General features: G+C 71.1%; 20 protein-coding genes. 15 read left to right on the forward strand and 5 right to left on the reverse strand.

Annotated features, from left to right (window positions below):
- Window positions 1–3 precede the first annotated feature (3 nt).
- The 11 genes from NWFMUON74_RS14675 to NWFMUON74_RS14725 all read left to right on the forward strand — a co-directional run bounded on the left by NWFMUON74_RS14675 (window position 4) and on the right by NWFMUON74_RS14725 (window position 14,581).
- On the forward strand, window positions 4–648 hold the full coding sequence (locus NWFMUON74_RS14675) for a DUF8175 domain-containg protein (protein ID WP_187688344.1): 645 nt from the start codon (window positions 4–6) through the stop codon (window positions 646–648).
- 49 nt (window positions 649–697) lie between these two features.
- Window positions 698–1,540, forward strand: coding sequence for a DUF8175 domain-containg protein (locus tag NWFMUON74_RS14680; protein WP_187688345.1), 843 nt, complete (start codon window positions 698–700; stop codon window positions 1,538–1,540).
- The gene (locus NWFMUON74_RS14685) at window positions 1,534–2,373 is read left to right on the forward strand and encodes a DUF8175 domain-containg protein (protein WP_187688346.1); all 840 of its coding nucleotides are present in this window, start codon (window positions 1,534–1,536) and stop codon (window positions 2,371–2,373) included. The genes NWFMUON74_RS14680 and NWFMUON74_RS14685 overlap by 7 nt, the downstream gene beginning before the upstream one ends.
- Complete coding sequence (locus NWFMUON74_RS14690; protein WP_187688347.1) at window positions 2,367–3,836, forward strand: hypothetical protein; 1,470 nt, start codon at window positions 2,367–2,369, stop codon at window positions 3,834–3,836. The genes NWFMUON74_RS14685 and NWFMUON74_RS14690 overlap by 7 nt, the downstream gene beginning before the upstream one ends.
- Window positions 3,833–5,326, forward strand: coding sequence for an SCO6880 family protein (locus NWFMUON74_RS14695; protein WP_187688348.1), 1,494 nt, complete (start codon window positions 3,833–3,835; stop codon window positions 5,324–5,326). The genes NWFMUON74_RS14690 and NWFMUON74_RS14695 overlap by 4 nt, the downstream gene beginning before the upstream one ends.
- 1,533 nt (window positions 5,327–6,859) lie before the next feature.
- On the forward strand, window positions 6,860–9,049 hold the full coding sequence (locus NWFMUON74_RS14700; RefSeq protein WP_232111023.1) for a hypothetical protein: 2,190 nt from the start codon (window positions 6,860–6,862) through the stop codon (window positions 9,047–9,049).
- Between the two features lie 112 nt (window positions 9,050–9,161).
- Window positions 9,162–9,443 (forward strand): transposase, encoded by a 282-nt coding sequence (locus tag NWFMUON74_RS14705; protein ID WP_232111024.1) that lies wholly within the window; start codon window positions 9,162–9,164, stop codon window positions 9,441–9,443.
- Between the two features lie 535 nt (window positions 9,444–9,978).
- Window positions 9,979–11,661, forward strand: coding sequence for a peptidoglycan DD-metalloendopeptidase family protein (locus NWFMUON74_RS14710; RefSeq protein ID WP_187688350.1), 1,683 nt, complete (start codon window positions 9,979–9,981; stop codon window positions 11,659–11,661).
- A gap of 92 nt (window positions 11,662–11,753) precedes the next feature.
- Window positions 11,754–12,290 (forward strand): hypothetical protein, encoded by a 537-nt coding sequence (locus NWFMUON74_RS14715; RefSeq protein WP_232111025.1) that lies wholly within the window; start codon window positions 11,754–11,756, stop codon window positions 12,288–12,290.
- A gap of 39 nt (window positions 12,291–12,329) precedes the next feature.
- On the forward strand, window positions 12,330–14,189 hold the full coding sequence (locus tag NWFMUON74_RS14720; RefSeq protein WP_187688351.1) for a type IV secretory system conjugative DNA transfer family protein: 1,860 nt from the start codon (window positions 12,330–12,332) through the stop codon (window positions 14,187–14,189).
- Window positions 14,186–14,581 (forward strand): DUF4913 domain-containing protein, encoded by a 396-nt coding sequence (locus NWFMUON74_RS14725; protein WP_232111026.1) that lies wholly within the window; start codon window positions 14,186–14,188, stop codon window positions 14,579–14,581. Before NWFMUON74_RS14720 ends, NWFMUON74_RS14725 begins: the two co-directional genes overlap by 4 nt.
- 11 nt (window positions 14,582–14,592) lie before the next feature.
- On the opposite strand, the gene NWFMUON74_RS14730 is transcribed toward NWFMUON74_RS14725, so the two are convergent.
- Both NWFMUON74_RS14730 and NWFMUON74_RS14735 read right to left on the reverse strand, forming a co-directional pair.
- Complete coding sequence (locus tag NWFMUON74_RS14730; RefSeq protein ID WP_187688352.1) at window positions 14,593–15,147, reverse strand: hypothetical protein; 555 nt, start codon at window positions 15,145–15,147, stop codon at window positions 14,593–14,595.
- A gap of 385 nt (window positions 15,148–15,532) precedes the next feature.
- Window positions 15,533–16,405 (reverse strand): peptidylprolyl isomerase, encoded by an 873-nt coding sequence (locus tag NWFMUON74_RS14735; protein WP_187688353.1) that lies wholly within the window; start codon window positions 16,403–16,405, stop codon window positions 15,533–15,535.
- A 124-nt stretch (window positions 16,406–16,529) separates the two neighbouring features.
- Between NWFMUON74_RS14735 and hisS the strand changes: the two genes are divergently transcribed.
- Together hisS and NWFMUON74_RS14745 are read left to right on the forward strand one after the other, a co-directional pair.
- A complete protein-coding gene (gene hisS, locus NWFMUON74_RS14740; protein ID WP_187688354.1) occupies window positions 16,530–17,807 on the forward strand; it encodes a histidine--tRNA ligase in 1,278 nt (425 codons plus the stop codon).
- A 46-nt stretch (window positions 17,808–17,853) separates the two neighbouring features.
- Window positions 17,854–18,504, forward strand: coding sequence for a hypothetical protein (locus NWFMUON74_RS14745; protein WP_187688355.1), 651 nt, complete (start codon window positions 17,854–17,856; stop codon window positions 18,502–18,504).
- Between the two features lie 233 nt (window positions 18,505–18,737).
- On the opposite strand, the gene NWFMUON74_RS14750 is transcribed toward NWFMUON74_RS14745, so the two are convergent.
- Both NWFMUON74_RS14750 and NWFMUON74_RS14755 read right to left on the reverse strand, forming a co-directional pair.
- A complete protein-coding gene (locus NWFMUON74_RS14750; RefSeq protein ID WP_187688356.1) occupies window positions 18,738–19,610 on the reverse strand; it encodes a TIGR03619 family F420-dependent LLM class oxidoreductase in 873 nt (290 codons plus the stop codon).
- Between the two features lie 215 nt (window positions 19,611–19,825).
- On the reverse strand, window positions 19,826–20,482 hold the full coding sequence (locus NWFMUON74_RS14755) for a TetR/AcrR family transcriptional regulator (protein ID WP_187688357.1): 657 nt from the start codon (window positions 20,480–20,482) through the stop codon (window positions 19,826–19,828).
- A gap of 227 nt (window positions 20,483–20,709) precedes the next feature.
- On the opposite strand from NWFMUON74_RS14755, the gene NWFMUON74_RS14760 reads away from it, so the two are divergent.
- Together NWFMUON74_RS14760 and NWFMUON74_RS14765 are read left to right on the forward strand one after the other, a co-directional pair.
- Window positions 20,710–22,131, forward strand: a complete 1,422-nt coding sequence (locus tag NWFMUON74_RS14760; protein WP_187688358.1) for an NAD(P)/FAD-dependent oxidoreductase — start codon at window positions 20,710–20,712, stop codon at window positions 22,129–22,131.
- Complete coding sequence (locus tag NWFMUON74_RS14765; protein WP_187688359.1) at window positions 22,124–23,926, forward strand: hydroxysqualene dehydroxylase; 1,803 nt, start codon at window positions 22,124–22,126, stop codon at window positions 23,924–23,926. The genes NWFMUON74_RS14760 and NWFMUON74_RS14765 overlap by 8 nt, the downstream gene beginning before the upstream one ends.
- A 7-nt stretch (window positions 23,927–23,933) precedes the next feature.
- Here the strand turns inward: NWFMUON74_RS14765 and NWFMUON74_RS14770 are convergent, their stop codons facing one another.
- The gene (locus NWFMUON74_RS14770) at window positions 23,934–25,577 is read right to left on the reverse strand and encodes a hypothetical protein (protein WP_187688360.1); all 1,644 of its coding nucleotides are present in this window, start codon (window positions 25,575–25,577) and stop codon (window positions 23,934–23,936) included.
- Window position 25,578: the final 1 nt, after the last annotated feature.

The raw sequence follows: 25,578 nt of genomic DNA on the forward strand, positions 1-25,578 counted from the left end.
CCCATGACATCGGCCGAGATCGACGCACCCGTGCACCCCGTGCGCATCCGCCGGGCCGCCGCGGGCGTGCTCGGCGCCGCCGTGCTGGCGGCCGCCGGATGCGGCGGCAGCGGCGGCGCGTCGCATCCGGATCCGCAGCGCCCGCCCAGCGGCGTGCGCTGGCAGCCGTACCAGGGCGTCGCCCTGCCGGTGACCGATCAGGGCCCCCGAGACGACCGTGACGGCGCCGCAACGGGTTTCGACCGTTCCCCGGCGGGCGCGGTCGTCGCGGCCATCACGCATTCCGTGCGGCTGGCGGTCGCGACCGACAGCCAGTGGCCGACGGTGGTCGCGCGGGAAGTCGTGCCCGGCCCCGCCCGCGACGAGTGGGCGGTGAACCGCGTCCGGTTGTCGATCACCGGGCCCGCGGCGGCACAGTACGCGCCTCGGGTGCTCGGCTATCGCATCACCGCTTACACCGAGGACAGCTCGAACGTGGATGTATACACCGAATACTCCGACGGCTCGCGCGCGGTGAACCACACCACCGTCGAATGGTTCGGAGCGGACTGGAGGTTACGACTGCCCGATCCGGACGCCGACACGCGCCCGGTCGACGACATCGACCGCGTACCCACCGACATCGTCACCCTGGAGGCCCCGACATGAGAGTGCGCAACGAGCGCGGGCGGCTCCCAGACGACGGCCGGGGGGAGCCATGAGCGAGAAGAGCGCCACCCGGGCCTATGCCGGGGAGGACCGCGGCATGTCCTTCGGCGTCATCGCCTCCGCCGCGGTGCTCGCCCTGATCGTGGTCGTCGGCGTGTTCATGTATGTCGGGCGGGACGATTCGGGCGGCGACAAGCCCGCCGACTCGCTGCCGTCGCCCGCCGCGGGCACCGGGGCGACCGGTTTCGCCGCGCCCGAGGTCGATCTGTTCGGCCGCCGGGTCGATATCCCGAACAACCCCGCGGGCCAACCGCTCGCGCAGGACCCGTCGCAGGAGAAGAGCCCCACCGACGACGACTGGCTGACCGCCGCGCCCACCGGCACCACCGACCCGCGCGGCTGGCAGCGCGTCTACGGCGCGTCGGTCCCGTTCTCCACGAGCGACGGTCCCGCTCGCATCGATGAGAACGGCCTGGCCGTCGGTTACTCGCACACCCCGCAGGGCGCGGCGCTGGCGGCGGCGCAGATCACCTACCGCCTCAACGCCCGTCCCGCCGACCGCGCCCTCTACACCACGCAGGTGCGGGCGAGCGATCAGCAACTGGCCGCCTACGACAAGGCGCTCGATGCCGGGAAGCTGCCGAAACAGCAGCCCAAGCGGATCACCCAGTACCTGGTGGCGCCGGACGCGTTCCGGGTCGAGAACTACGCCGACGATATGGCCATCGTGCGGCTGGCCGCGCGCGGCCCGGTGAACGACGGCAAGCAGCTGTGGGCCGCGGTGCGGCTGGTGCTGGTCTGGGACGCGGGGGACTGGCGGCTCAAGCCGACCGAGTCCAAGGGCTCGCCGACCGAGTACATCGACTCGATCGCGGGGTGGACGACATGGTGAGCGGTCCGAACGGCGGAATCTCGTTGCGTCTGCTGGGTTTCGCGGCGGTGCTGACCGTCACGCTGGCGGTGGCGGCGACCGTGGTGACGATGCGGCGCGACGGCGCGGCCACGGCGTCTGGCAGCGGCCCGAGTCCGGTGGTGAGCGCGAGCACGGTCGCCGCGCCCGCCCCGGCGGGGTTCGGCGCGCCGGATGCCGACATGTTCGGCCGCCGCGTCGATATCCCCGACGACCCCGCGGGACAAGCGCTTCCACAGGATCCGGCCGCGCAGGTGCGGCCCGACGATCCGCGGTGGCAGACGGTAGCGCCGAATCCGGTTCAGGGCGAAGGGATCTGGCAGCGCGTGTTCGGCGGTCCGGTGGTGCGGTTCTCCGGCTCCGACGGCCCGAGCCGGGTCGAGGGCCGGGCGGCGCTGGGATACGCCCGCACGCCACAGGGCGCGGCACTGGCCGCCGAACAGCACTTCTGGCGCACCAACGCCAATCCCGCCGACCGCGACCTGCTGCTGCGGCTGGTGGCGGTGTCACCGGACTACCTGGCCGAATACGATCGGCTGGTCGCCGCGGGCAAGGTCTCCGACCGCCTGCCCGAGAAACTGACGCCGTTGTTATACGCCTCTGACGCGTTCCGCATCGATAGTTGGGATCCCGACCACGCGGTGGTCGACATCGCGAGAAAGGCAAGAGAAGTCATCGATGGCCAACCGACATGGGTGGGCATGCGTCTTGCGGTCGTCTGGCGCGACGGCGATTGGAAGTTGACGGCTGTGGACGGGCAACAACTGGTCCGGATCGATTCACTGCGAAGCATCGAGGGGTGGACCACATGGTGAGGCGACTCGTCACGATCCTCGCGGTCGTGTTCACCGTCATGATCGCGACACCGACGGTGGCGTACGGACAGACCTACGGGTTCGACCAGACCTGCAACGAGATCCACGACGATCTCGACGGTCTCGGCCTGCCCGGGGTATCTCTCGGCGACGCCGCGTCGGCCGCGTGCAAGGCCGGCAACGCCGCGACGCATCCGGCCGACGCGGCCGGGGCGGTGCGCGACAAGGCGTGGGACTCCACCTTCGGCAAGGTGGTCGACTCGCTGATGAACGGGCTCGGGCAGGCGCTGATCCTGGCGCTGACCTTCTGGATGAAGGTGCCCAACGAGCGGATCAGCGACGGCGGTCAGCTGTTCCAGAAAATCAACGACTACACCTATCAGGCGCAGATACTGCTGCTCATAGTGTCGGTGATCCTGTCGGGCGCCAGATTGGCGGAAGCGCGCAGAGGCGCCGCGCTGAACGAGGCGGGCGAGTCGTTCAGAATGTTCGCCCGGGTGGTGTTCAGTTCCTGGATGCTGGGCGCGGTGATCGTGGCCGGCACGCAGGCTTCGGATCGCTTCGCCGCCTGGGTGATTCAGGACGCCACCGACGGCAACGCCAAGAACATCGCCGAGTTCATGGTGAAAACCGCCAAGCTGCAAGCGTTCTCGCCGGGTCTGGTGCTGATCATCGCGGTGGTCGGGCTGCTGGGCGCGCTCGCGCAGATCGTGCTGGCCATCGTGCGGCAGGGTCTGCTGGTGGTGGCCGCGGGCATGCTGCCGCTGGCGGCCGCGGCCTCGGGCACCGGCATGGGCAAGCAGTCCTATCCGAAGCTGCTGAGCTGGATCATCGCGTTCATGCTGTGGAAACCGGTGGCCGCGATCGTCTACATGATCGCGTTCATCGCCGTGGGCAACACCGACGAACTGACCTCGACCGCCGGGCTGCCCGACGCCGAACAGGCGCAGCGCATGCTGGTCGCCATCGTGCTGCTGTGCAGCGTGGCGTTCGTGCTGCCCGCGCTGATGCGCCTGGTCGCCCCGACCGTGGCGATGATCGGCACCGGCGGTTCGGGTCTGGGCGCGACCGGCGGCGTGCTGCTGGGCGCGGCGGCCCTCGGCGCGGTGGGCACCAAGGCGGTCGGGGTGCGCACCACCGCCTCGGCGGGCGCACCCGGCTACGTCGGCCGCGGCGGACGGCCGCCCGGCGGGACCGGCCCGCGTGGTGGTGGTCCCGGCGGTGGCCCGCGCCCCGCGCCGCCGCGCCGCGGCGGTGGCGGCGGAGGCGGTGCGGTCGCGGCGGGTCCGCGCGGCTCGGGTGCGGCGCAGCCGGGTGGCGCCGCGCGGGTGATGAACCGGATCTCAACCGCACGTGCCGCGACCGGCGGCCTGAACCGGGCCGAGGCGGCCATGGGCGACGTCGCCGGTGACCGCTGGGCCAACCGCTCACCCGACCTCGGCAGGAGCACCATCCCGCGATGACGACGACCGAGACCTCCTACGAGCGGCGCTCGTACGGTTTGTGGCAGAAGCCCCGCAGCGCAGGTCTTTTCGGACTGCGCTGGGGGGAGACGGTGCTCGGCTTCGCGGTCGTCATCACGGCGCTGCTCACGGCGCTGGTGGCGGGACCGAAGCCGGCGTTCTTCGTGGCCGGCATCGGCGCGGTCGTGATGGTTCCACTGGTCTGGCGGACGGGCGGCCGCTCCGGATACGAGACGGGATTGATGATGTTCCATTGGTTGCGCGGTCGCGGCAGGGGCGAGCACGTCTACCGCGGCGGCCGGTTCTCCCGCGTCCCCGGCGGGGTGGCGCGGCTGCCCGGGCTGATGGCGCCGTCGAAGTTGTACGAGGGCATCGACGCGGGCGGCTACAGCTTCGGCATGATCCACCTGCCCCAGTTCGCCCAGTACACGGTCGTGCTGCGGGCCTGGCCGCAGGGCCACGAGGCGGTGGACCAGCCGGTGATCGACCGCTGGGTGGCGGCGTGGGGCACATTCCTGGCGTCGCTGGGGCAGACCTCGGACATCATCGCCGTCGTGCCGGTCATCGACACCGTGCCGGAGACCGGAAACCGTTTGCTGACAGAGGTTTCCACCATCACCCGCCCGGAGGCGCCGGAGCTGGCCCAGCAGGTGATGTTCGAGCTGGCGACCGAACTGCCGCAGGAGCGAGTGCAATTGCTGCCGCGGGTGGCGATCACGTTCAAGGCCACCACCGCCGAGCGCCGCAAGAATCCGGCGGAGGAGGCGGTCGAGATCGGCCGTCGGCTGCCCGGCATCTGCGCGGCGCTGGCCGAGGCGGGCGTGCGGGCGCAGCCGATGTCGGCCGACGAGGTGATCGCGTTCATCCGGCGCAGTTACGATCCGGCCTCGCAGGCGGATCTGGAGGTGTCGGTCGGCGAGCCGGGCGGCCACGGCCTGGATTGGGCCGACGCGGGCCCGATCTCGCACGAGGAGCGCTGGGACCACTTCCTGCACGACGGCGGCCGCTCGGTCACGTGGGAGATGGACACCGCTCCCGAGGGCGCGGTGGACGAGCGGGTGCTGCAACGCCTGCTCGCGCCGAATCCGGAGGTGCCGCGCAAGCGCATCGCGATCGTGTACCGGCCGCACTCGGCGGCCGACGCCGCGGAGATCGTCGACGACGACTACAAGAACGCCCTGGTGGCGCAGCAGAGTGAGCGCGGCGTGGTGTCGGCCTCGGCGACCTTGCGCGTGGGCGCCACCCAGCAGGCCCGGGAGGAGCAGGCCCGGGGTCACGGTGTGACCCGCTTCGGGGCGTTGGTGACCATCACCGAGCCCTTGCGCGGCGATCTGCCGCGTATCGAAGCCATCACCCGCGACCTGTCCACGCAGGCGCGGTTGAAGATCCGGCGGTGTTACCGCTATCAGGCGGCGGCCTTCGCGGCCTCCCTCGGCTGCGGTGTCATCCTGCCGGAGCACGCGACCATTCCGAAAGCATTGGCGGGCTGAGTGCGCGCGGCGAGCGAACCGAGCACACCGGGCGCGGAGGAGTGAGCGTTCATGGCAGGTGAGCACGAGCCACCGGTCCGGTCCCGCGGCGAGCCGCCGCGGTACCGCGAGCGGGTGGTGGACCCGGAGAATCCGGTACCCGTGCGTCGCGGCACCCGCCGCGGCCGCGACGGCGAGTGGGAGCTCGAGGCGTACACGCCCGGCGATCCCGGCTCGGCCGACTGGCCTGCCGACTGGGACGAGGTTCCGCTGCGTCCCATCCGCAGGCGCGCGCCCGGGGAACCCGGCGCATCGCACGCCGGGCGCGAGACGCCCGAATCCCGCACCGCCCGTGCGGAAATCCGCGATCCGGGCGCCTCCGGCGACCGCTCGGCCGCGACCCGGCGGCACAGAGACGACCCGGACACGTCCTCCCGCCGCCCCCGCACGGCGCCGCGCGAGGTGGAGCGATCCGGCGCGGACGAGATCGAATCCCGTACCGCCCGAGGCAAATCCCGCACCGCCATCGAGCGTGACCGTCCGGTCGAAGACCAGGAGGCCAGGCGCGCGGAAGCCCGCGGTTCCCAGCGCGGCCGCGAGCCCCGCTCCACCCGTGCGCAAACCCACGGCCCCGCCACCGAATCCGCTTCCGCGCGTGCGGTTTCGAACGGCACCCGCCGCCACGACGCCGTGCCCGCCACCGGCCGAGTACCCGCCCCCGAGAGAGAGGTTCCCGGCACCGAGTCGGCAACCCGCGCGAGCGAACCCCACCCACCCGTCGAGGAAGCTCGCCACCCCGGCCACGGTGGCGCCGACTCATCGAAAACCACTCCCGGCCAACGCGACAACGCGCACGGGAGCGACCCCACGAACTCCGACCCGAACCACCCCGCCAGCAGCAACGGCACCGAACCCACGCGGCCGCATCCCGGTCACGGCGCGGCTGACAGTGCCATCGAGCACGAAGGTGCGCACCCGGACCATGGTGCGACCGCCCCCGACACCGGATCCGCGGAGCCGGAACTCGATCGTGGTGTGGACGGTCGCGGTACCGAGTCCGAAGAGTCTCGCCCGGAGCGTGGTGGGGCCGGTCGCGGCGCCGGGTCCGGGAGGTCCGGAGCCGAGCGTGGTGTGGACGGTCGAGGTACCGAGTCCGCGGGGTCTCGCCCGGAGCGTGGTGGGGCCGGTCGCAGTGCCAAGTCCGGGAGGTCCGGAGCCGAGCGTGGTGTGGACGGTGGCGGTGTCGGGTCCGTGCGGTCCGAGGTTCGGGGCAGTAGGTCGGCGGAAAGTGCCGACGGGTCCCGGGCCGGGCGGGCAGAATCACAGCGACTGAATATGGCGTCCGGTGCATCCGGTTCGGAGCGTGCGGGTGCGCGCGGCGCGGACGGCACCGGCGCGGAAGCGGGGCGCGCGGGGCGGCGCGCCGCGGACTACGACGGTACGGATGGATTCGTAGCGGCTCCCGAGGAGGTTCCGGCGGGTGACGCACCCGGAACCGCGCGCCCGCGCGGTGAACTTCGTTCGGGTGCCGGTGAATTACCGGGGAGTGCGGTTATGGACAACGACGAAACCGGATACCAGCTCGATGTCGGCCCGCCGCCGTTCACGGACGTACCGGCCGACGTACCTTCCGGCAACGGCGGCCCGCGGCGCAAGCCGAACGGCGCACCCGGCGCCGATCCTCGTTCCGGCAGCGGGCCTTCGCGGCGCGACGAGCGCCCGCGCGGCGAATCCGCGAATCGCGCGCCGTCCAGCGACCGGCGCGGCGGCCGCCGCGAGCCGCTGTCCGGCGAGACCGCCGCCCGCCCGGCACAGCGCCGCGCACCGGACGAGCCGACCGTGCGCCACCGCGTCCGCGGCGGCGAGCGCGGCGACACTGGACGCACCGACCGCTCGCGCGCCTCGGACCGACCGCTGCGCGAACCCGTCGCGCCACACCCCATGCGCGCCCCCGTCCCGCCGCGCTTCGCCGGACCCCGGCCCGCCCCCACCGGCGCCGACCCGCGTCCTCCCCGCGGATCGTCCCGGAAAGGCAAGAACGCCAGGGCGAAGAAGCAGGGCCCGCCCCTGCTCGACGACTCCACCAGGGCCAGATACGAGGCCATCGCCCGCGAGCGCGGCGGCCTGCGCGCGGCCTGGGCAGCCTTCCGCATCCGCACCGACGACCTGCGCCGCGCCAACGCGATGGCCCGCTACGAGGCCATCGTCGAAGACGGTTTCGAACGCGACGCCCAGCCGCTGACCGATCGCGGTTACCTCGGTCCCGGCGGCGGCCGCATGAGCGTCGTCGGGCGCCCGGTCGAGTACCGCGCCACCACCGCACAGGTGGCCGGGCTGTGGCCGTGGTCGGTCGGCGCGGGCGCCCCGCTGATCGGCACCCCGCTCGGCTCCCACCTGCACACCGGCGCGCCGGTCTGCTTCGACCCGATGAACTGGTTCATGCGCGGCAGCTTCATCACCGCGCCGAGCCTGTTCGTGCTGGGCCTCAACGGTTTCGGTAAGTCCTCGCTGGTGCGCCGCATTGTGCTGGGCGGCGTCGCGCAGGGCATCACGCCGTTGATCCTCGCCGATGTCAAACCCGACTACCGCAAGATGGTGGAGATGGTCGGCGGCCAGGTCATCGACCTCGGCTACGGCCACGGCGTGCTGAACCCGCTGGCCGCCGGTGTACTCGGCTCGATCGTGCCCCGGCTCGCGGACGTCCCGGCGCTGCAACTGCAAGTGACACAGGAACTCCGGGCCCGGCAGGTCACACTGGTCGCCGGTCTGGTGGAGTTGGTCCGCGGCGCGCGGGTGCGCGACTACGAGGAGACTCTGATCTCCACCGCACTGCGGATCCTGTACCGCGAGGGCAGCGGCTACACCCCGGACAACCCGCCCATCATGGAGAACCTGGCCGACGTGATCACCGCGGGCGGCCAGGAGCTGATGCTCGACGCCGGCGCGGAGAGCAGCGAGGAGTACCACGAGGCGACCAAGGGCCTGCGCCGCTCGCTGCGCGCGCTCACCCAGGGCCCGTTCGGCGCGGTGTTCAACGGCCAGACCACCACGCCGATCGATACCTCCGCGGTGGCCGTCTGCATCGACGTGTCGCATATCCCGCAGGGGGACAAGAAGCTCAAGGCCGCCGTCATGCTGTCGTGCTGGGCCGACGGCTTCGCCTCCGTCGAGGCGGCGCACGTGCTCGCCGACGCCAAGCTCGGCCCGCAGCGTTACTTCCAGGTCGTGATGGACGAGTTGTGGCAGGTCCTCGGTCTCGGTGATTTCATGGTCGACCGCGTCGACGAGCTGACCCGCCTGCAGCGCGGCCTGGCCACCTCGCTGATCATGATCAGCCACACCATCAAGGACCTGCAGTCGCTCGGGTCGGAGGCGGCCATCGCCAAGGCGCTCGGCTTCCTGGAACGCGCGCGCGCCAAGATCTTCGGCGCGCTGCCGCCGGAGGAGATCAAGCGCCTGGACTCGACGGTGCCGTTCACCGCCGCCGAGGAGGAGATGGTGACGGGTTGGTCGGCGCCGCAGGCACTGACGGGTGAGGCTCTCAAACCCGGGCAGGCCCGCCCGCCCGCGCCGGGCACCGGCAAGTTCCTGCTGAAGATCGGCGAGGATCGCCGCCCGGGCATTCCGTTCCACATGGAATTCACCGCGTCGGAGCGGGAGAGCGGCATCCACGAGACCAATCAGCGCTTCAGCGAGTTCACCGAATCCACGGCGCGCACCGGGGACGAGGGGAGCGCCGCGTGAGGCCGGGTGCGGTCGCCGTCGCGGCAGGGCCGCCGCCGCACCACTATTCGCTCAGTCGGCTGCCGAGCATCGGGAGGTTCATCGGATGATGCCGCACAGGTCCTATCGAAGAGTGTCGCCGGAGGTGCGCCGGGCCGCGGTCGAGCAGGTCAACGCGCTGATAGGGAAGCTACGCAGCGAGTCGGAGGCCTGCCGCGTGGTGGCCGAGCAGATCGGGGTGCACACCAACTCGGTGCGTAACTGGGTCCGCGCGGCCGAGGGCCCGGGCCTCGAGCGCATGGACGCCTCCGCCCTGCGCCGCAAGGTGGCTCTGCTGCAACAGCAATTGGCCGCCGCCGCCGAGATGAACCGCACCCTGGTCGAAACCCTCAACGACGCCCGACGCGGCACATGACCGCTCCCACCCTCCACCCGGCCACACCCACCGCTGCTTCCCGCCCCCAGTCCGCGCGGCGTGACCGTGCGCGCAATGCGGCCGAGCTGGAATTCGCCGGGCGGCGTGACAGTGCGTTGGGTACGGCCGAGCTGGAAATCGTCCGGCGGTGCGACAGTGCGCCGGGTACGGTTGCGCTGGGGATCGCTGGGGGGCGTGCATGCGCGCAGGGCAGGGCACGGCTGGAAATCGCTGGGCATGGATGTGCGCTGAGTACGGCGGCAGTGGAAACCGCTGGGCGGTGGGAAAGTGCGCGGGGTGTGGCGGCATCGGAAATAACCGGGCGGCGTAGGCGTGCGCTGGGCGCGGGGGCACGGGAGCCCGCTGTGTGGCGTCGGTGGGTGGTAGGGCCGGAAACGCCTGGGCGGCTGAATGGTTCGGCGGTGCGATGGGTTGTGTCTCGGGGGTGTGGTGTACGGGAGACGGGGAGGGTTGCTGTGTGGTCGTTTGAGCGGTTCGTGCCGGGGGGGCGCGGAGGCGATGCCGCGGGGGTGCGGTGAGCGCGAAGACCCTGGTATGGACGGGCTTCGGGAGTGTGATCGCACTGGTCACGCTGATCCTCGTGGTGCTGGTGCCCGCGTCGGAGAACGCGTGCGACACCACCACCGTCCCGTCGTCGGCGGGCGGCTACCCGCCGGGTGATCCCCGGGCACTGGCTTCCTCCGCCTCGGTCGCCACGACGGGAACGGCATCGCGCCCGCAGACCCCGGGCGTGACGAACGCGCCTGCGGCCATGACGAAGTCGACCGCGACCGGCACCCCGTCCCTGGCCGCGGGCAATGCCCCGATCCGGCGGACCTGGCCGTTGCCCGGCGGCTCGTTCTACGTCTCGGACACCTTCGGCGCCCGCGGCGGCGCCCACCTCGGCGTCGACCTGGCGGCCGCGGACGGCACACCCATCTACTCCGTCGCCGACGGCGTGGTGGTGGCGGCGGGCCCGGCCTCCGGCTTCGGCAACTGGATCGTCATCGACTCCATCGACGTCAACGGCCGCCCGTTCTCGGCGGTGTACGGGCACGAATGGGACAGCGGAGTGAAGGTGCGCGTCGGCCAGACCGTGCGCGCCGGTGACGAGATCGGCGCGGTGGGCTCGGCGGGCGAATCCTCGGGCCCGCACCTGCATTTCGAGATCGTGCCGGGCGGGCGCTTCGCGGGTGGCCGCCAGATCGACCCGCTGCCCTGGCTGGACGGCGCGCCCACCCCGAATGCCGGTGGGGCGTGGCCGTATTCGTCGGATCCGCGGTGCCTGCGCGGCTTCGGCACCGCCGGTGGCGCGCTGGCCGACGGCAAGGTGCCGCCCGAACTCGAAATCTGGTATCGCCGTGCGGGTTCGCTGTGCCCGGAGATCACGCCGTCGATCCTGGCCGCCCAGGGCCGCCAGGAATCCGGGTTCCGGCGCGGCCTCACCTCACCGGCCGGTGCGCAGGGCCTGGCGCAGTTCCTGCCCACCACGGCCCGCGCGACCGACCCCGACGACGGTCAGCCGTATCTGCTCGACGCCGACGGCAACGGCTCGGCCAGCCTGTGGGACGACGGCGACGCGATCATCGCCCAGGGCCGCTACATGTGCTCGATCGCGCATCAGGTGGAGCGCTGGATCGGCGAGGGCAAGGTGCGAGGCGATGTCGTCCCGCTCAGCCTGGCCGCCTACAACGCCGGTGAGGGCGCGGTTCTCGCGTCCGGCGGCATGCCCAACCAGTACGCCGCGCACTTCTCCGAAACCCAGCCCTACGTGGCCAATATCCTCGCCATGGAGGCGCAGTACCGCGCACCGGGCGCGATGGGCCGGTATCAGCCCGAGGGCCGCGGCAGCGGCACCGATGTCGTCGAGGCCGCCGAGCAGTGGCTCGGCACCCCGTACGTGTGGGGCGGCGGCGGTCCGGCCGGACCCACCGGCGGCGGCCTGGACGGTCCCGGCCTCACCGCGGCCGCCGTCTTCGCGGCCTCGTCCGGTCAGGTGTCGCTGCCGCGCACCGCCGAACAGCAGTGGGAGATGGGCGCGGAAGTGCCTGGGAGCAAAGCGCAACCGGGGGACCTGGTGTTCTCCCGGTTCGGTCCGCGCGGCCCGGCGGAGGTCGGCGTCTACACCGGCAACGGCACGATGATCCAGGCCGCCAGCCCTTCCGGCGTGCGCGAGGTACCGGTGCCCGGCGACGGTCGGCTGCGGAGGATGCTGTGAGAACCGCGCACAGGCGAAACGGACACGCCGGGACCGGATCCGCGACGCTGTTGCCGAACCACCGGCCCCGCCGGATAACCTGGAAGAACACGGTGAAATACGCGAACTTGGTGGTGGTGCTGGTGGCAGGTGTCGCGATGCTGACCGCCGCGTGCGGCGGGGAGGGGTCGGAATCGGCCGGGCGCTCACCCACGTCCACCGTCCGGCAGCTCGAAGCGGTCCCGGCGCCGGATCCCACCACCCCCGACGGCGTGGCGGTGGCCGCGCTGCGGGAGATCTACACCTGGCACCCGGCCGCCGAGGACCAGGGCGCGTCGCTCGCGCGGGCGCGGAAATGGCTCGGCCCCAGCCTGATCCGGACGTTGGACACCCCACCCGGCGCCGAGACGCCGAAACCGACGCTGCGCTGGGTGGATTGGGGCCGGGCGGGCGCCACGGTGGAGGCGTTCACCTTCGCCTCGGGCGAGCAGGCCCCCACCACCGGCGATCCCGGCCACCAGCAGTTCAAGATCGGAATCGAACAGACCGTCGTCTATCCCGACGGCCGGCGGGAGCCCTTGCCGCCGGCGACGGTCATCGCGACGGTCGCGCGCACCCCCGACGGCTGGCGGCTCGACGGATTCCGCTGAGCGTCACCTACGAATACGGTCTCACCCCAGGAGGCGGAGATGGCGAAGAAGGTACGGGACCCGGCCGATCCGGGTCCGGACGTATCCCTGTATCTGATCTACATCGGTTTCGCGATAGTCGGAATCGTGTGGCTCGCACTGCATCTCGGCAACCACATGTCGGTGACCAAACAGGACATCCCGATCAATCCGATCGCGATCGTGGCGGGTCTGGCGCGCGGCAAGTTCGAGTGGCCGCGCGCCTCCACGGTGATCCTGCTGTTCGTGGTCCTCGCTATCGTGGCCGCGGTGGTGGTGCGCCGCCGGCTGAAGAAGAACAAGGGCAAGGGCCGACTGCCGGTCGACGACAAAGCCCAGTACATGGGCAGCGGCGGCGCCATCGCGGCGCTCACCGCCGCCGGCGCGCGGGAGAAGGCCGAGCAACTCGGTGTGCGCCTGGGCTACGATGACGCTCCCGGCGTGCCGATCGGCATCTCCGTCGCCGACGGCGTCCCGCTCTACGGCTCCTACGAGGATCTCCACCTGGACATCTGGGGCCCCCGCCAGGGCAAGACCACCTCGCGGGTGATCCCGGCCATCCTCGACGCGATCGGCCCGGTGCTGGCCACCTCGAACAAACGCGACGTGGTGGACGCGACGCGAGATGTGCGGGAGGCCAAGGGATCTCGTACCTTCGTGTTCGACCCGCAGGGCGTGGCGGGCGAGCCGCCGACCTGGTACTGGGATCCGTTGCGGTGGGTGAACGCGCCGCACGCGGGCTGCGAGATGCGGGCCTCCCGCCTGGCCGGTCACTTCGCCGACGGCGACGACGGATCCGACCAGGGGCCGGACAACTACTTCGATCCCGAGGCCGAGGACCTGCTCGCGGGCCTGTTCCTGGCGGCTTCGGTGTCGCGGCGGTCGATCATCGACGTCTGGGAATGGGTCACCGACCCGAACAACGGTGAGCCCGTGGAGATCCTGCGCAGCGCGGCGAGCCAGTACGGCGCCGAGGCCTACGGCCTGAACTTCACCGCGTCCGGCCTGGCGCAGCAGTACAACGCCGACCCGCGCACCAAGAGCAGCATCTTCGGTACCGCCAAGAAGATGGTCCGCTGCCTGAAACTGTCGAATGTGCTGCCGTGGGTCACCCAGGGCGCGGGCGACACCCGTTACGAACTGGACGAATTGGAGTTCCTCGACGGCAACTGGACCCTCTACTGCCTGTCGCTGGAGGGCCGCGGCTCGGCCGGTCCGCTGGTGAGCGCGCTGACCGAAGCGGTGATCGAGCGCGCGATGGACAAGGCGGCGCGGTCGCGGGGCGGCCGCTTGCCGATCCCGTTGCTGGCGGTCCTGGACGAGGCCGCGAACATCGTGCGCTGGAAGGATCTGCCCAAGCAGTACAGCCACTTCGGTTCCCGCGGCATCGTGGTGATGACGGTGCTGCAGTCGTGGGCGCAGGGCGTCCGGTGCTGGGGTCCGTCCGGTATGGAGGCGTTGTGGGCCGCCGCGAATATCAAGGTGCTGGGTAGCGGTATCGACGACATCGGGTTCCTGACCGCCCGCTCGGAAGCGATCGGCGACTACGACTCGATCTCCGCCTCGGTGTCGGAATCCAAAGGCGGCAAGAGCTATTCGAAGTCGCTGGGCTCCTCGCGCACCCTGAACGTGAACGCACTGGTGACATTGCCCCGGGGGCGTGCGGTGGTCTTCTCCTCGGGCGCCCCGGCGACGCTGGTGCGCACGGTTCCGTGGTGGGACGGCGACTACGCCGACGCGGTGCGGCGCTCGATCGACCGCCACGACCCGCAGCGGCAGCAGACCACATTCACCGATCTGGTGGAGGAGCGCAACACCTACGACGCGCCGCCGACGCCGCCCGAGACCTACGGACAGCCCGAGGAGGTTCGCCCGCTGTGAGCGATCAGCAACACGACCTGATCTACGCCGACGTCGTCGAGTTCGTGGAGAATTACCTGAGCTTGATCTATCGCCGCCAGGTCACCGATCTCACCGACACCGTGTGGTGCCCGGAGTGGTGGAAGCACGCGGAGGCCGTGGTCCGGCTGCAGGCGCTGTGGCGGGCCTGGGAGCATCTGCGCCAGGATGAGACCACCGGAATGAGCGTCTGGTTTCTCGATCACGCGGATCCGCACATGAACAAATTGCTGGATCCGCGGGGGCCGTTCAAATTCTGCAGCGTGCGCCACGGGCACAAGGAAATGCTCAACCCGCTGCCGCTGAAGTCACCGCAGCACGGCATGTTCGGCGACCCGACCATCGATCCGGCCGCGGACAACTTCCGCTCCTGAGGCGGAGCGGCTCACTCCCGCACGCGCACGCGGCCGCGCTCTTCGATCTCCCGTGCACGGGTGACCTTCGGCGACTCACCCGGCCGGGCGCGGACCGCGGCCTGCGGCGGGTGGGCCTGGCTGACCTCCATGAGCATGCGGACCGCCGCCAGCTCCGGCGCGACGCCGACGCGCTGCAGGTGGGCGGCCAGCGCCTGCCTGCGTTCGATCGAGTCGTACCGTTCCAGCTCGCGCACCTTGCTGCGCGCCGCCTGCGCGGAGCTGCGGTTGGTGCTGAGGCGTTCGGCGGCGCGGTCCTTTTCCAGGGATACACCCCGTTCCAGCCGGGGCCGTTCCAGCATTCGGACCAATTCCAGGTTGCGCGGGTCCTTCGACTTGGCCTCGCGTGCGTCCCGGAGCATGCGCTCGCGGGCCTCCTTGACCCGCTCCTGGGTCATCTTCACGCGGGCCTCGGCCTCGCGCTGGCCACGTTCGCGGGTGCGCAGTGCGACCAGGGTCGCCAGCTGCAACATTTGCCTCATCAAAGCCGCTGTTTCGCGACCGATGTCGTCGAGTTCCTCGGCCATGCCTGCTCCCCGATGCTGCAGTGATCACTATGGATGATTGTGGTGCTTCGTCAGGGACAACGCCGGCCGAACGGTGGTTCGCGCGACGATGCCCCGCCTGCAAACGCGGACACCGAAAGTACTTCCCGGCACAAACCGCCCGGTAGGACGGGTACTACACCGCTTCGTACTTCGTTCTTCGAGGTTACCAGCGAAAACGCAGGGCAGCCTTACCAGGAACGAGTATCGAAAGCATATATCGCACAATTCCGGCGAGGTAGTCGAAGCGCCGGACGATCTTCGATATGAGGTTTTCCTGACCGGAAGCGGTGCGGCCGCGCGCCGGGCCCGGCATCGACCGATGCCGGGCCCGAAGTCGCAGCGGCCCTGCGCAATCGGACGCGGTTCAGGCGACCGTCACCGATTCGAAGGTGACCGGCAGGTTCGGCTTGCCGCCGCCCGGCCGCGGTTCCATCGAGCCGTCGTCACCGGCCGCGGCGATCTTGTCGAGGGTCTGCAGGCCGGCCTCGTCGATGGTGCCGAAGATGGTGTACCCGGGCGCCAGCTGGCTGTCGCCGTAGACGAGGAAGAACTGGCTGCCGTTGGTGCCCGGCCCGCCGTTGGCCATCGCGACCACGCCGCGCTCGTACCGCACCGGCGACGGATTGATCGCCAGCTCCTGCTGGTCGAACTGGTCGGTGGGGTACTCGTTGTCGAACACGTACCCCGGGCCGCCCTTGCCCTCGCCGGTCGGGTCGCCGCACTGCAGCATCTTCAGGCCCTTCGTGCTGAGCCGGTGGCAGGGCGTGCCGTTGTAGTAACCCTGGTTGACCAGGCTCACGAAACTGTTGACGGTGCACGGCGATTCGCCGGCGTTCAGCGTGATGCCGATCGGGCCCTGATTGGTCTGCACGGCGACGGTGTGCTTCTCGGTCGAGGAGACGTCGGCCTCCTTGGGCTTCTGCACCGGTTTCGCGGCGGGCGCGCCGCTGTCGCGGTAGGCGCAGCCGACCGTCGCCGGCTTGGCCTGCGGCTCGGGCGGCGGCGGGGCCTGCGGGGTCTCCGACTGCGAGGTGTCGGGACCAGCCGCGGCGGCCTGCTCGTCGTCGCCGCGGGTCAGGTAGTAGATCCCGATTCCGGCCGCGACCACCACGACCACGCCGAGCGCTGATCCGGCGATCGCGAGCCGTTTACGCTTGCGGGCCCGCTCGGCCTGCCGGGCCAGTCGTCGCTCCAGCTTCCGCTTGGCCGCCTGTCGCCGCTGTTCGTTGCTCGGCACTACCCAGTTCCTCCCGTTGCGGTCTGCTTACGGCCTAAGAGTGTGCCATCAGTACCTGAGAGGCGTGTCGGCCGCAACGGGTCGGTTGGACTATCCGCCGGGCCGTGGGGGAGACTGGACGATCGTGACCAAGACCAGCAGCTTCACCGCCCCGAAGGGTTTCCCGGATTACCTGCCGCCGGCTTCCGCGCAGTTCATCGCCGTGCGGGACGCGCTGGTGCGCGCCGCGCGGCTGGCCGGGTACGGGCATGTGGAGCTGCCGATCTTCGAGGAGACCGGGCTGTTCGTCCGGGGTGTCGGCGAGTCGACCGACGTGGTCAGCAAGGAGATGTGGACCTTCCCGGACCGCAAGAACCGCAGTATGACGCTGCGTCCCGAGGGCACGGCCTCGGTGATCCGCGCGGTGATCGAGCACGGCCTGGACCGCGGCGCGCTGCCGGTCAAGCTGTGCTACGCGGGCCCGTTCTTCCGGTACGAGAACGTGCAGGCGGGGCGGTACCGGCAGTTGCAGCAGGTCGGTGTCGAGGCCATCGGCGTGGACGATCCGGCGCTGGACGCCGAGGTGATCGCCGTCGCCGACGCCGGGTTCCGGTCGCTGGGGCTGGAGGGGTTCCGGCTCGAGATCACCTCGCTCGGGGACGACACCTGCCGCCCGCAGTACCGGGAACTGTTGCAGCAGTTCCTGTTCGGGCTGCCGCTGGACGAGGAGACGCGGCGGCGCGCGGAGATCAATCCGCTGCGGGTGCTCGACGACAAGCGGCCGGAGGTGCGGGAGCTGACCGCCGGCGCGCCGCTGATGATCGATCACCTGTCCGCGTCGGCGAAGGCCCACTTCGAGCAGGTGCTCGGGCACCTGGACGCGCTCGGTGTGTCCTACGTCGTGAACCCGCGGATGGTGCGCGGCCTGGACTACTACACCAAGACGACCTTCGAGTTCGTGCACGACGGGCTGGGCGCGCAGTCCGGCATCGGCGGCGGCGGCCGCTACGACGGGCTGATGGCGGAGCTGGGCGGGCAGCCGTTGTCGGGCATCGGGTTCGGGCTCGGTGTGGACCGGGCCATCCTGGCGCTGGCCGCGGAGGGCAAGGCCGCGGCCGACCCGGCTCAGGTCGACGTGTTCGGGGTGCCGCTCGGCGAGGCCGCCAAGAGCCGCCTGGTCGAACTGGCCGGCCGGTTGCGGGCCGCGGGTATCCGGGTGGACCTGGCCTACGGTGGGCGCGGGGTCAAGGGCGCGATGAAGGCCGCCGACCGGTCGGGCGCGAAATACGCTCTGGTACTGGGTGATCGAGATCTGGCCGAGGGTGAGATCGGCCTGAAGGATCTGTCCACCGGCGACCAGCAGCAGATCCCGCTCGACGACGCGGTGCCGGCCGTCGTCGCCGCCCTGGCGGTGGATCGGTAGTACCGTCACGGGATACGGCCCGCCCGTATTGGACGAATGTGAACCCGTGACCGAACCCTCGAAACCCGAACGGCCGCAACCGGTCGGCCTGGATCTGATCGCCCCGGAGCTGTACGCGCCGATGCTGCGGCGGCTGACGGTGATCGCGACCGTCGTCGGCGTGGTCGTCGCGCTGCTGCTGGCGCTGCTGGTGAGCTGGCCGGTCGCGGTGCTGGCCGGGGTGATGCTCGGCGCGCCCACCGCGGTCTACGCCGTGTCGGTGCAGCGTCGGCGAATGTGGCTGGCGGGCACCGTGATCGAGGCGCGGACCCTGTTCGGGCGGCATCGGCTCGACATCGCCGCCGCCGGCGGGGTGGAGATCCTGGTCTATCCGGGGCGGCTGAGCCGAATCGCGTTGCGTGTCACCGCGGGTCGCGCCCGGCAGGTCGTCCCGCTGGCCATGTACGCCGACGGCGGCAGCGGGCGCGAACTGCACATTCTGGGACTGCGCACACTCGCCGACGCCCTGACCGCCAGCACCCTCGCCGCGGCGCTGGCGGTCTCGGATCTGCTGGTGGCTCAGCTGCGAGCCGAGGCGCGCGACGCCGCGCTGGGGGAGCGGCCGCTGTATCGCGCCGTGCAACTGGTTCGTGCCAAGGACATCGCGCAGCCGGTGGTGCTCAGCGACAGCGAGATCGCCGCGCTGGAGCGAGGGTGACTGTCTGGTTGCTACGCACCGATTCACCAGTGGATCAACCGAAGAGAATTCGCCCACGCGAATCTGGCGCCACTGGGTATCACGATCGATGAGCAGACGGTGCTGCGCTGGTACGGCGTGCTCCTGCAGCGGCTGGACGATTGTGCGGCGTGCGGCAGCGACACCTGTGCCGGTCCGGAGTCGGTCCTGTTCGCCGGATGACGCGGCGGAACAGCGCGAGTGTCGTGCCTGGATCAAGCGCACTTGGCGATGACGGATTCCGCGTAGCGCTGCAGGTTGGAGATCTTGGTTTCCAGGGGCTCGGTGTCCGGGCCGGGGGTGTAGGGGTAGCGGAAGCCGACGATGACGTCGGTGACGCCCTTGTCCTCGAGGCGCTTGATGCCGTCGGGGGTGTAGGCGTCGAGGGAGGCGACGTGGATTTCGAAGGGGCCATTGCGGTCGCTCTGCGCGCGCAGTTCGGTGAGGCGGGCGAGCATGCGGTCGAGGTCGTCGGCGTCGCCGCCGGCGTGCATCCAGCCGTCGCACAGACGCACCGCGCGGCGCAGCGCGGCATCGCTGTGGCCGCCGACCAGGATGGGCAGCGGCGCGGTCGGGGCGGGGGTGATCTTGATCTTGGCGATGTCGTAGAACTCGCCGTGGTATTCGAAGTACTCGCCGGTGCACAGGCCGCGTACCACCTCGATGCACTCGTCCATGCGCTTGCCGCGCCGCTCGAACGGCACGCCCATGATCTCGAAGTCCTCCGGCCACGGGCTGATGCCCACACCGAGCACGAACCGGTTGTTGCTCAGATACGCCAGCGAGGCGGCCTGCTTGGCGACCAATACCGGGGGGCGGATCGGCAGTTTGATCACGAACGGGTTGAACCGCAGCGTCGTGGTCGCGGCCGCGAGCGCCGCGGACAGCACGAAGGTCTCGATGAAGGGTTTGCCGTCGAGGAACTCCCGCGACCCGTCGGGCGTGTACGGATAGGTCGAATCCGATTCCGCCGGATACGCGATGCTGTCGGCGATCGACATGCCGTGGAACCCGGCGGCCTCCGCGGCCTGCGCCAGCGGGATGTAGTACGCGGGATCGGTCATCGCCTCCGCATAGGTGAAGCGCATCGAGGCATCCTCTCGGCTCAGAACTAGAACAAATTCCAATTTAGTCGAGATGGTAGCCCGGAGGGAGAAGGACTGTCCTGAGATCGGCCGATACCCTCCGCTTGCGGGTGTATTCTGCAGGCAGCGGCAGTATATCGAGAGTGGTGCGGACCGATCGGCCCAAGGATGTTCCGTGCTGTGGTGCGTGCCGGTCGCTCGCAGTTGTGTAACGTGTTCTACCGCGTGGGGCCCGCGTCGGGAGCATCGCCGTACACGACCAGCCAGATCGCCCGGCCCAGCGCCCGGGCCAGCTCCGTATCGCCGATTCCGGTGTCCGCCGAGAACGCCACGGTGATCGAGCGCTCCACCATCGAGGTCAGCACCACTGCGGTGGCGGCGGGGTCCAGATCCGCGCCGACCCGGCCCGCCGCGCGATCGGATTCCAGTCTGGCGCGGACCATTTCGGTGAATGTCGCGACTCGGGCGCGCCAGTACGCGCCGACATCCCGGTCGTAGGCGGCGACCTCGCTCAAGGCCAGCAGCAGGTAGCGGTGCCGCCGGAACCCGGCGATCATCGCCCCGATCGCGCGCGCCACGCCCGCCTGCCGGTCGGTGTGCTCGGTGCTCCACCACAGTTCGGCGGCTTCGAACAGATCTGCGGTGGCCAGGTCGGCCATCCGGATGAGCAGGCGGCTCTTGTCGGGGAAGTAGCGATAGAACGTCGACCGTGCCGAATTCGAGGCGGCGGCGATCTTCTGCACCGCGATCTCGGTGTACGGCGTGCCCTCGGCGAGCAACTCCTCCACCGCGACGAGCACCCGCTGTTCGAACTCGGCGCGGCGGTCGTCGGTGGGCTTGCGCGCGTGCCGCGGGACTCGGGTCAATGACGGCATCGGCCACCCGCCGCCGCGGCGCCGGACCCGTCCGGCGGTCTTCCGTTCGCGCGTGCCATGGGGCCATTGTGCCCGTCCCACGACCGGAAATCGCGTCGGCCCACGTGCCGCACCGCTGTCTCGGACAGCGGGGGGTCCGAGCGGAATCGAGCGTTGACTTTCCGGCCCCGACCGCCGCACTATCGATCGGACACACTGTCCGAGACTGAGTGCCCGAGGCGGTATTCATGGATGACGTTGCCGCTGCCGCGGCGGAGCGGGCCGACGTGGTCGTGGTCGGCGCCCGCTGTGCCGGAGCCGCGACCGCGACCACGCTCGCGCGGGCCGGACGCACGGTGATCGCCCTGGACAGCGCCCGATTTCCGTCCGACACGCTCTCCACACACCTGCTGTGGCCGTCCGGGGTCGCCGAACTGCGGCGGCTCGGCGCCCTCGCCGCGGTCACCGACCTCGGCGCGCCGCGCCTGACCCGGGCCTACGCCGGGGGCGCCGGGCACCACATCGCGACGGGGTTCCCGGCCGTCGACGGGATCGACTACGCGATGTGCGTGCGCCGGATCGGACTGGACGACGCCCTGGTCCGCACGGCCGCCGCGGCGGGCGCCGAAATCCGTGAACGGTGCCGGGTCACCGACATCGTCTGGGACGGCGAGCGGTGCGTGGGCGTGCGATACACCGACCCGTCCGGGGCCGCTGCGGAGATCCGGGCCCGCCTGGTCGTCGGGGCCGACGGCCGTCGCAGCACCGTGGCCCGGCTGGTCGGCGCCGCGCACCCGTTCGCCGCGGAGCGCAGCGGGCGCGACTGCCTGTTCGCCTATTGGCGCGACGACGCCACCGGCTGGCGGCGCGTCGCAGCCCAATGGCGATCCGGTGCCGATCTGGGCACCGCATTCCCGTGCGACGACGGACTGCTGCTGTGCCTGGTGCAGCCACCCGCCGACCCGGAACAGCGACCCGGCGCGGCCGAAAAGCGTTACGCCGCGGCCATCGAGCGCATCCCCGAACTCGCGGCGCGCCTGGCCGGATGCGAACGGGTGGGGCGGGTGCGGTCGGCGACGGGCCTGTCGTCCTATTTCCGGCGGTCGTCGGGACCGGGCTGGGCATTGCCGGGCGACGCCGGGCACTTCAAGGATCCCGTCACTGCACAAGGCATCCGGGATGCCCTGCACTACGGGCGGCTGCTCGGCGAGGCGGTCGCACCGGTGCTGGACGACACCGCGCGGCTCGACCGGGCGCTCAGCGCATGGGAGCGGCGGCGGGTGCGCGAGTGCCGCGACATCTACCACTGGACCAATCGGCTGGCTCGCGGAGAAGCCATGCGCCCCTTGGAGATCGAGCTGTACCGCGCCGCCACCCGCGACCCGGCGCTGAGCGAATTGGTCACGGGGATCTTCTCCCGCACCCGCCGGCCCGGCGAGCTCAACGCCCCGGCCCGCTCCGCCCGTCTGGTGGCGAGTGCGCTGTGGCGGGGCCGCCACGACCCGGTGCCCGTGGTCGCCGATGTCGCGCGCCAGGTACGGGACAACGCCGCCGAATGGTTCACCACCCACACCACCCTGAGTTCCGGTCCGCTGCAGGGCCTTTCGCACCACGCGGCATCACTGCCGTTCCGTTCCCCCTCTGCCAGTCCAGGAGAAGACCATGCCTGATCAGCTGCCGACGACGTCAGCACATCCGAACCGCCGCGACGTACTACGAGGGGCCTTGGCCGCGGGAGTGGGCCTCGCGTGCGCACCCGTGCTGTCCGGTCCGGCCGCGGCGGCCGCGCCGCGGCGGCGCTCGCCGGGACTTCGCTCGGCCGGGCGCTCCGTGGCGATCTTCGGCGGCGGCATGGCCGGGCTGGCGGCCGCGCACGAACTCGCCGAACGCGCCTACGAGGTCACGGTGTACGAACCGGCGTACCTCGGTGGCAAGGCCCGCAGCATGGGAGTTCCGGGGACGGGCGCCGGTGGCCGCCGAGATCTGCCCGGCGAGCACGGATTTCGCTTCTTCCCGGGGTGCTACCAGCACGTTCCCGACACCATGCGCCGAATCCCGTTCCCGGGCAACCCGAATGGTGTGCTGGACAATCTGATCCGGGTCGAGGGCACGGTGGCCGGTCTGCGCGGCCGCCCGCCGATCTTCGCGCCGGTGGAGATCGGCTCGATCGATCAGCTGACGCCGCAGTTGCTGCAGAACACCATCGTCGGCGCGTTCGGGTTCGTCCCCGAGTTGCCGCCGCACGAGCTGGCGTTCTTCGCCAAGCAGATGGCGCTGTGGTTCACCTCCAGCGCGGAACGCCGGTTCGGCCAGTGGGAGTACGTCACCTGGGAGCAGATCATGCACGCCGAGGGTAAGTCCGCGGCGTACCGGGACTATCTGGTCAACGCGCTGACCCGGATCACCGTGGCGGCCAAACCACACCTGAGTTCGGCCCGCACCATCGGCACCATCGGCGAAGCGCTGGTGCTGGCGGCGACCGGCGCGATTCCGCAGTTCTCCGGCGGGATCGACCGCATTCTGAACCGGCCCACCAACGAGGCGTGGATCGACCCGTGGGTCGCGTATCTGCGGTCGCTCGGCGTGCGTTTCGTGCTGGGCAGCCGGGCGAGCGCGCTGCACCTCGGTGGCGGCCGGGTCGAATCGGTCACGGTCACCGACGCGCGCGGTGCGGCCGCCCGGGTCGCCGCGGACTACTACATCTGCGCGATGCCCGTGGACAAGGCGGTGCCGCTGCTGCACGACCGAATCCTGGAGGCCGATCCGCACCTGGCCGGAATGCGGGAACTGCTCACCGACTGGATGGTCGGCATCCAGTACTTCCTGCGGCGGTCCACCGAGATCCCGCAGGGGCACATCGCGGCCCTCGGCTCGCCGTGGGCGCTCACCGCCCTACGCCAGGCGCCGATGTGGGTCGGGGACTTCGCGGCGACATATGGCGACGGCAGCGTCCGGGAATGCCTGTCGGTGGATATCTCCGACTGGGACACGCCCGGCATCCTGTACGGCCGCAGCGCCAAACACTGTACCGCCGAAGAGATCTCGGCCGAGGTGTGGGCGCAGCTGAAGGTATGGCTCAATACCGCGACGGACTGGCTGCACGACGACGACATCCACTCCTGGCACCTGGATCCGGGCGTCAGCTGGTCCGGCGGCGTCGCCCGCAACGAGACGCCGCTGCTGGTGAACACGGTCGGCTCCTACGACCACCGGCCGCACGCACACTGCGCGATCGAGAATCTGTTCTTCGGCGGGGACCATGTGCGCAGCCATATCGACCTGGCGACGATGGAGGGCGCCAACGAGTCCGGGCGCGCGGCGGCCAACGCCGTCCTCGACGCGGCAGATGACCCCGCCCCGCGCGCCGCGGTGTATCCACTGGTCGCACTGCCCGTATTCGATGCCGCCAAGAAGCTCGACGCCGACCGCTTCCGGGCCGGGCTCCCGCACGTGCTCGACGTCTGAGGCCCGCCTAGAGCTGATCCATCTCGTAGTCGTTGATGATCTCGTCGTGGTGGGTCTGGCCGATCACCTCGGGTGTGGTCTCACCCAGCGGCCCGGTGAGATCGGTGTTGCCCGTGGGACTCTGATACGGCTGCACCGTGCGGCCGTGCTCGTCCTCGTTGTTGCGGTTGCCCGCCGCCGCGGCGGCGGGAGCGCCCATGAAGCCGGAGCTCATGCCCTGCCCGGCGGCGCCGGGCAGGCCCGGACCGAACGGCAGGCCGGGTATGCCGCCCGGTCGGGTGCCACCGGGGACCGACGCGCCCGGCACGGCGGGCTTGGCGCCCCCGACCGCGCCCAGGCCGCCGACCGAACCGCCTGCGCCACTGCCGAATCCGCCGACCGAACCGGCATGGGCGCCGTTGCCGCCGAACGACGACGAGTGCGTCGAGGCCGAGCCCGCGCCGGTGGCCGAATCGCCGAAGCCCGCGGCCATCGTGTCGGCGCCGGTTCCCGAGACCAGCTGCTGGGCCTGCTCCATGATCGGCTGGCCGATGTTCTGCGCCACCGACTGCGCGACCTCGGCCGGGTTCGGGCCGCCGCCGGTACCCAGAATCTGCTGCACGACCCCGGAGAGCTGCCCGGTGTACCCGGCCAGCTCGCCGCGCGTGGCGTTGACGATGGTGACGGCCTGGCCCAGATGTTCGGTGGCGATGCCGATGAGGGTGGCCTGCGCGGGCGGGGTGAAGATCACCGGGGCGAGCGCCGAGGCTTGTGCGGCAAGGGAATTGACCACGGCGGTCAGCTGCACGTTGCCGCGCTGCACCACACCCGCGGCCTCCTCGGTGAGCTTCGAGATGTCGAAGCCGCGCTGGGCGGCGTCCTCGCCGTGGGCCTGGGTCTGCTGGCCGGCGGCCTGCGCGTTGCGCGCGGCCTGCCCCTGCCAGACCTGGTCGACGCTCTTGAGTGCGCCCTGGCCGACCTGCATCGCGCTCTGGATGACCTGAGAGGACTGGCTCAGCAGCGTGGCCGGGTTGAGCGCGCCCAGTACACCGGTGCCGAAGGAGGACAGCAGCTCCTGAAAAGGCTTGAACAGCAGGTCCACACCGGGAAGCGCGGGCAGGGCGGCGCCACTGAGCAACGCCGCGGCCGGATCCGCGGGCAGGGCGGCGCCCGGTGCCGCCGCGACGGCGGGCGTGGCGGATGCGGCTGCGGGCGCGGCCGCCTGCTGCACCGCCGCCGCGGCGCCGCCGAGCCCGCCAGCGGCCGCGTTCACGGCATCGTGCGCACCCGCGAGCAGGCCCTGGGCGTCGGCGCCGAGCGCCGCTCCCGCGTTGTCGATCGTGCCGTGCGCGGCGCCGAGCAGGGGCGAGGCGGGATCGGCGAATCCGGCGGGCTGTATCGCCGAGGCGTCGGGCGCGCCGCCGCCCAGCGCCGGTGCGTGCGGCGCGCCGAGCGGCGGCAGGCCACCGTCCTCGGATTCCTTGCGGGACAGCGTGAATGCGGGCGGCTCGGGCGGCGCGACATCGGCGGGCAGCTGGCCCAGCGGGACGTTCTGGATCGGGCCCTGCTGCACCGCCGGGGCCAGCAGCGGCTCGGCGGGCGGTGCCGTCGCGGCCGGGGTGGCGGCGGGAGCGTCGATCACGCCGCTGTCGTGTCCATCGAGTGTGCGCACG

This window comes from Nocardia wallacei, assembly GCF_014466955.1.
GTDB lineage: Bacteria > Actinomycetota > Actinomycetes > Mycobacteriales > Mycobacteriaceae > Nocardia > Nocardia wallacei.

What these genes read in the sequence shown, in the direction of transcription:
- NWFMUON74_RS14695 (WP_187688348.1), top strand. Translation starts at nt 3,833, where the DNA reads ATGACGACGACCGAGACCTCCTACGAGCGGCGCTCGTACGGTTTGTGG.
- NWFMUON74_RS14730 (WP_187688352.1), bottom strand. Translation starts at nt 15,147, where the DNA reads ATGGCCGAGGAACTCGACGACATCGGTCGCGAAACAGCGGCTTTGATG.
- NWFMUON74_RS14675 (WP_187688344.1), top strand. Translation starts at nt 4, where the DNA reads ATGACATCGGCCGAGATCGACGCACCCGTGCACCCCGTGCGCATCCGC.
- NWFMUON74_RS14755 (WP_187688357.1), bottom strand. Translation starts at nt 20,482, where the DNA reads ATGCCGTCATTGACCCGAGTCCCGCGGCACGCGCGCAAGCCCACCGAC.
- NWFMUON74_RS14680 (WP_187688345.1), top strand. Translation starts at nt 698, where the DNA reads ATGAGCGAGAAGAGCGCCACCCGGGCCTATGCCGGGGAGGACCGCGGC.
- NWFMUON74_RS14690 (WP_187688347.1), top strand. Translation starts at nt 2,367, where the DNA reads ATGGTGAGGCGACTCGTCACGATCCTCGCGGTCGTGTTCACCGTCATG.
- NWFMUON74_RS14720 (WP_187688351.1), top strand. Translation starts at nt 12,330, where the DNA reads ATGGCGAAGAAGGTACGGGACCCGGCCGATCCGGGTCCGGACGTATCC.
- NWFMUON74_RS14685 (WP_187688346.1), top strand. Translation starts at nt 1,534, where the DNA reads ATGGTGAGCGGTCCGAACGGCGGAATCTCGTTGCGTCTGCTGGGTTTC.
- NWFMUON74_RS14750 (WP_187688356.1), bottom strand. Translation starts at nt 19,610, where the DNA reads ATGCGCTTCACCTATGCGGAGGCGATGACCGATCCCGCGTACTACATC.
- NWFMUON74_RS14760 (WP_187688358.1), top strand. Translation starts at nt 20,710, where the DNA reads ATGGATGACGTTGCCGCTGCCGCGGCGGAGCGGGCCGACGTGGTCGTG.
- NWFMUON74_RS14765 (WP_187688359.1), top strand. Translation starts at nt 22,124, where the DNA reads ATGCCTGATCAGCTGCCGACGACGTCAGCACATCCGAACCGCCGCGAC.
- NWFMUON74_RS14700 (WP_232111023.1), top strand. Translation starts at nt 6,860, where the DNA reads ATGGACAACGACGAAACCGGATACCAGCTCGATGTCGGCCCGCCGCCG.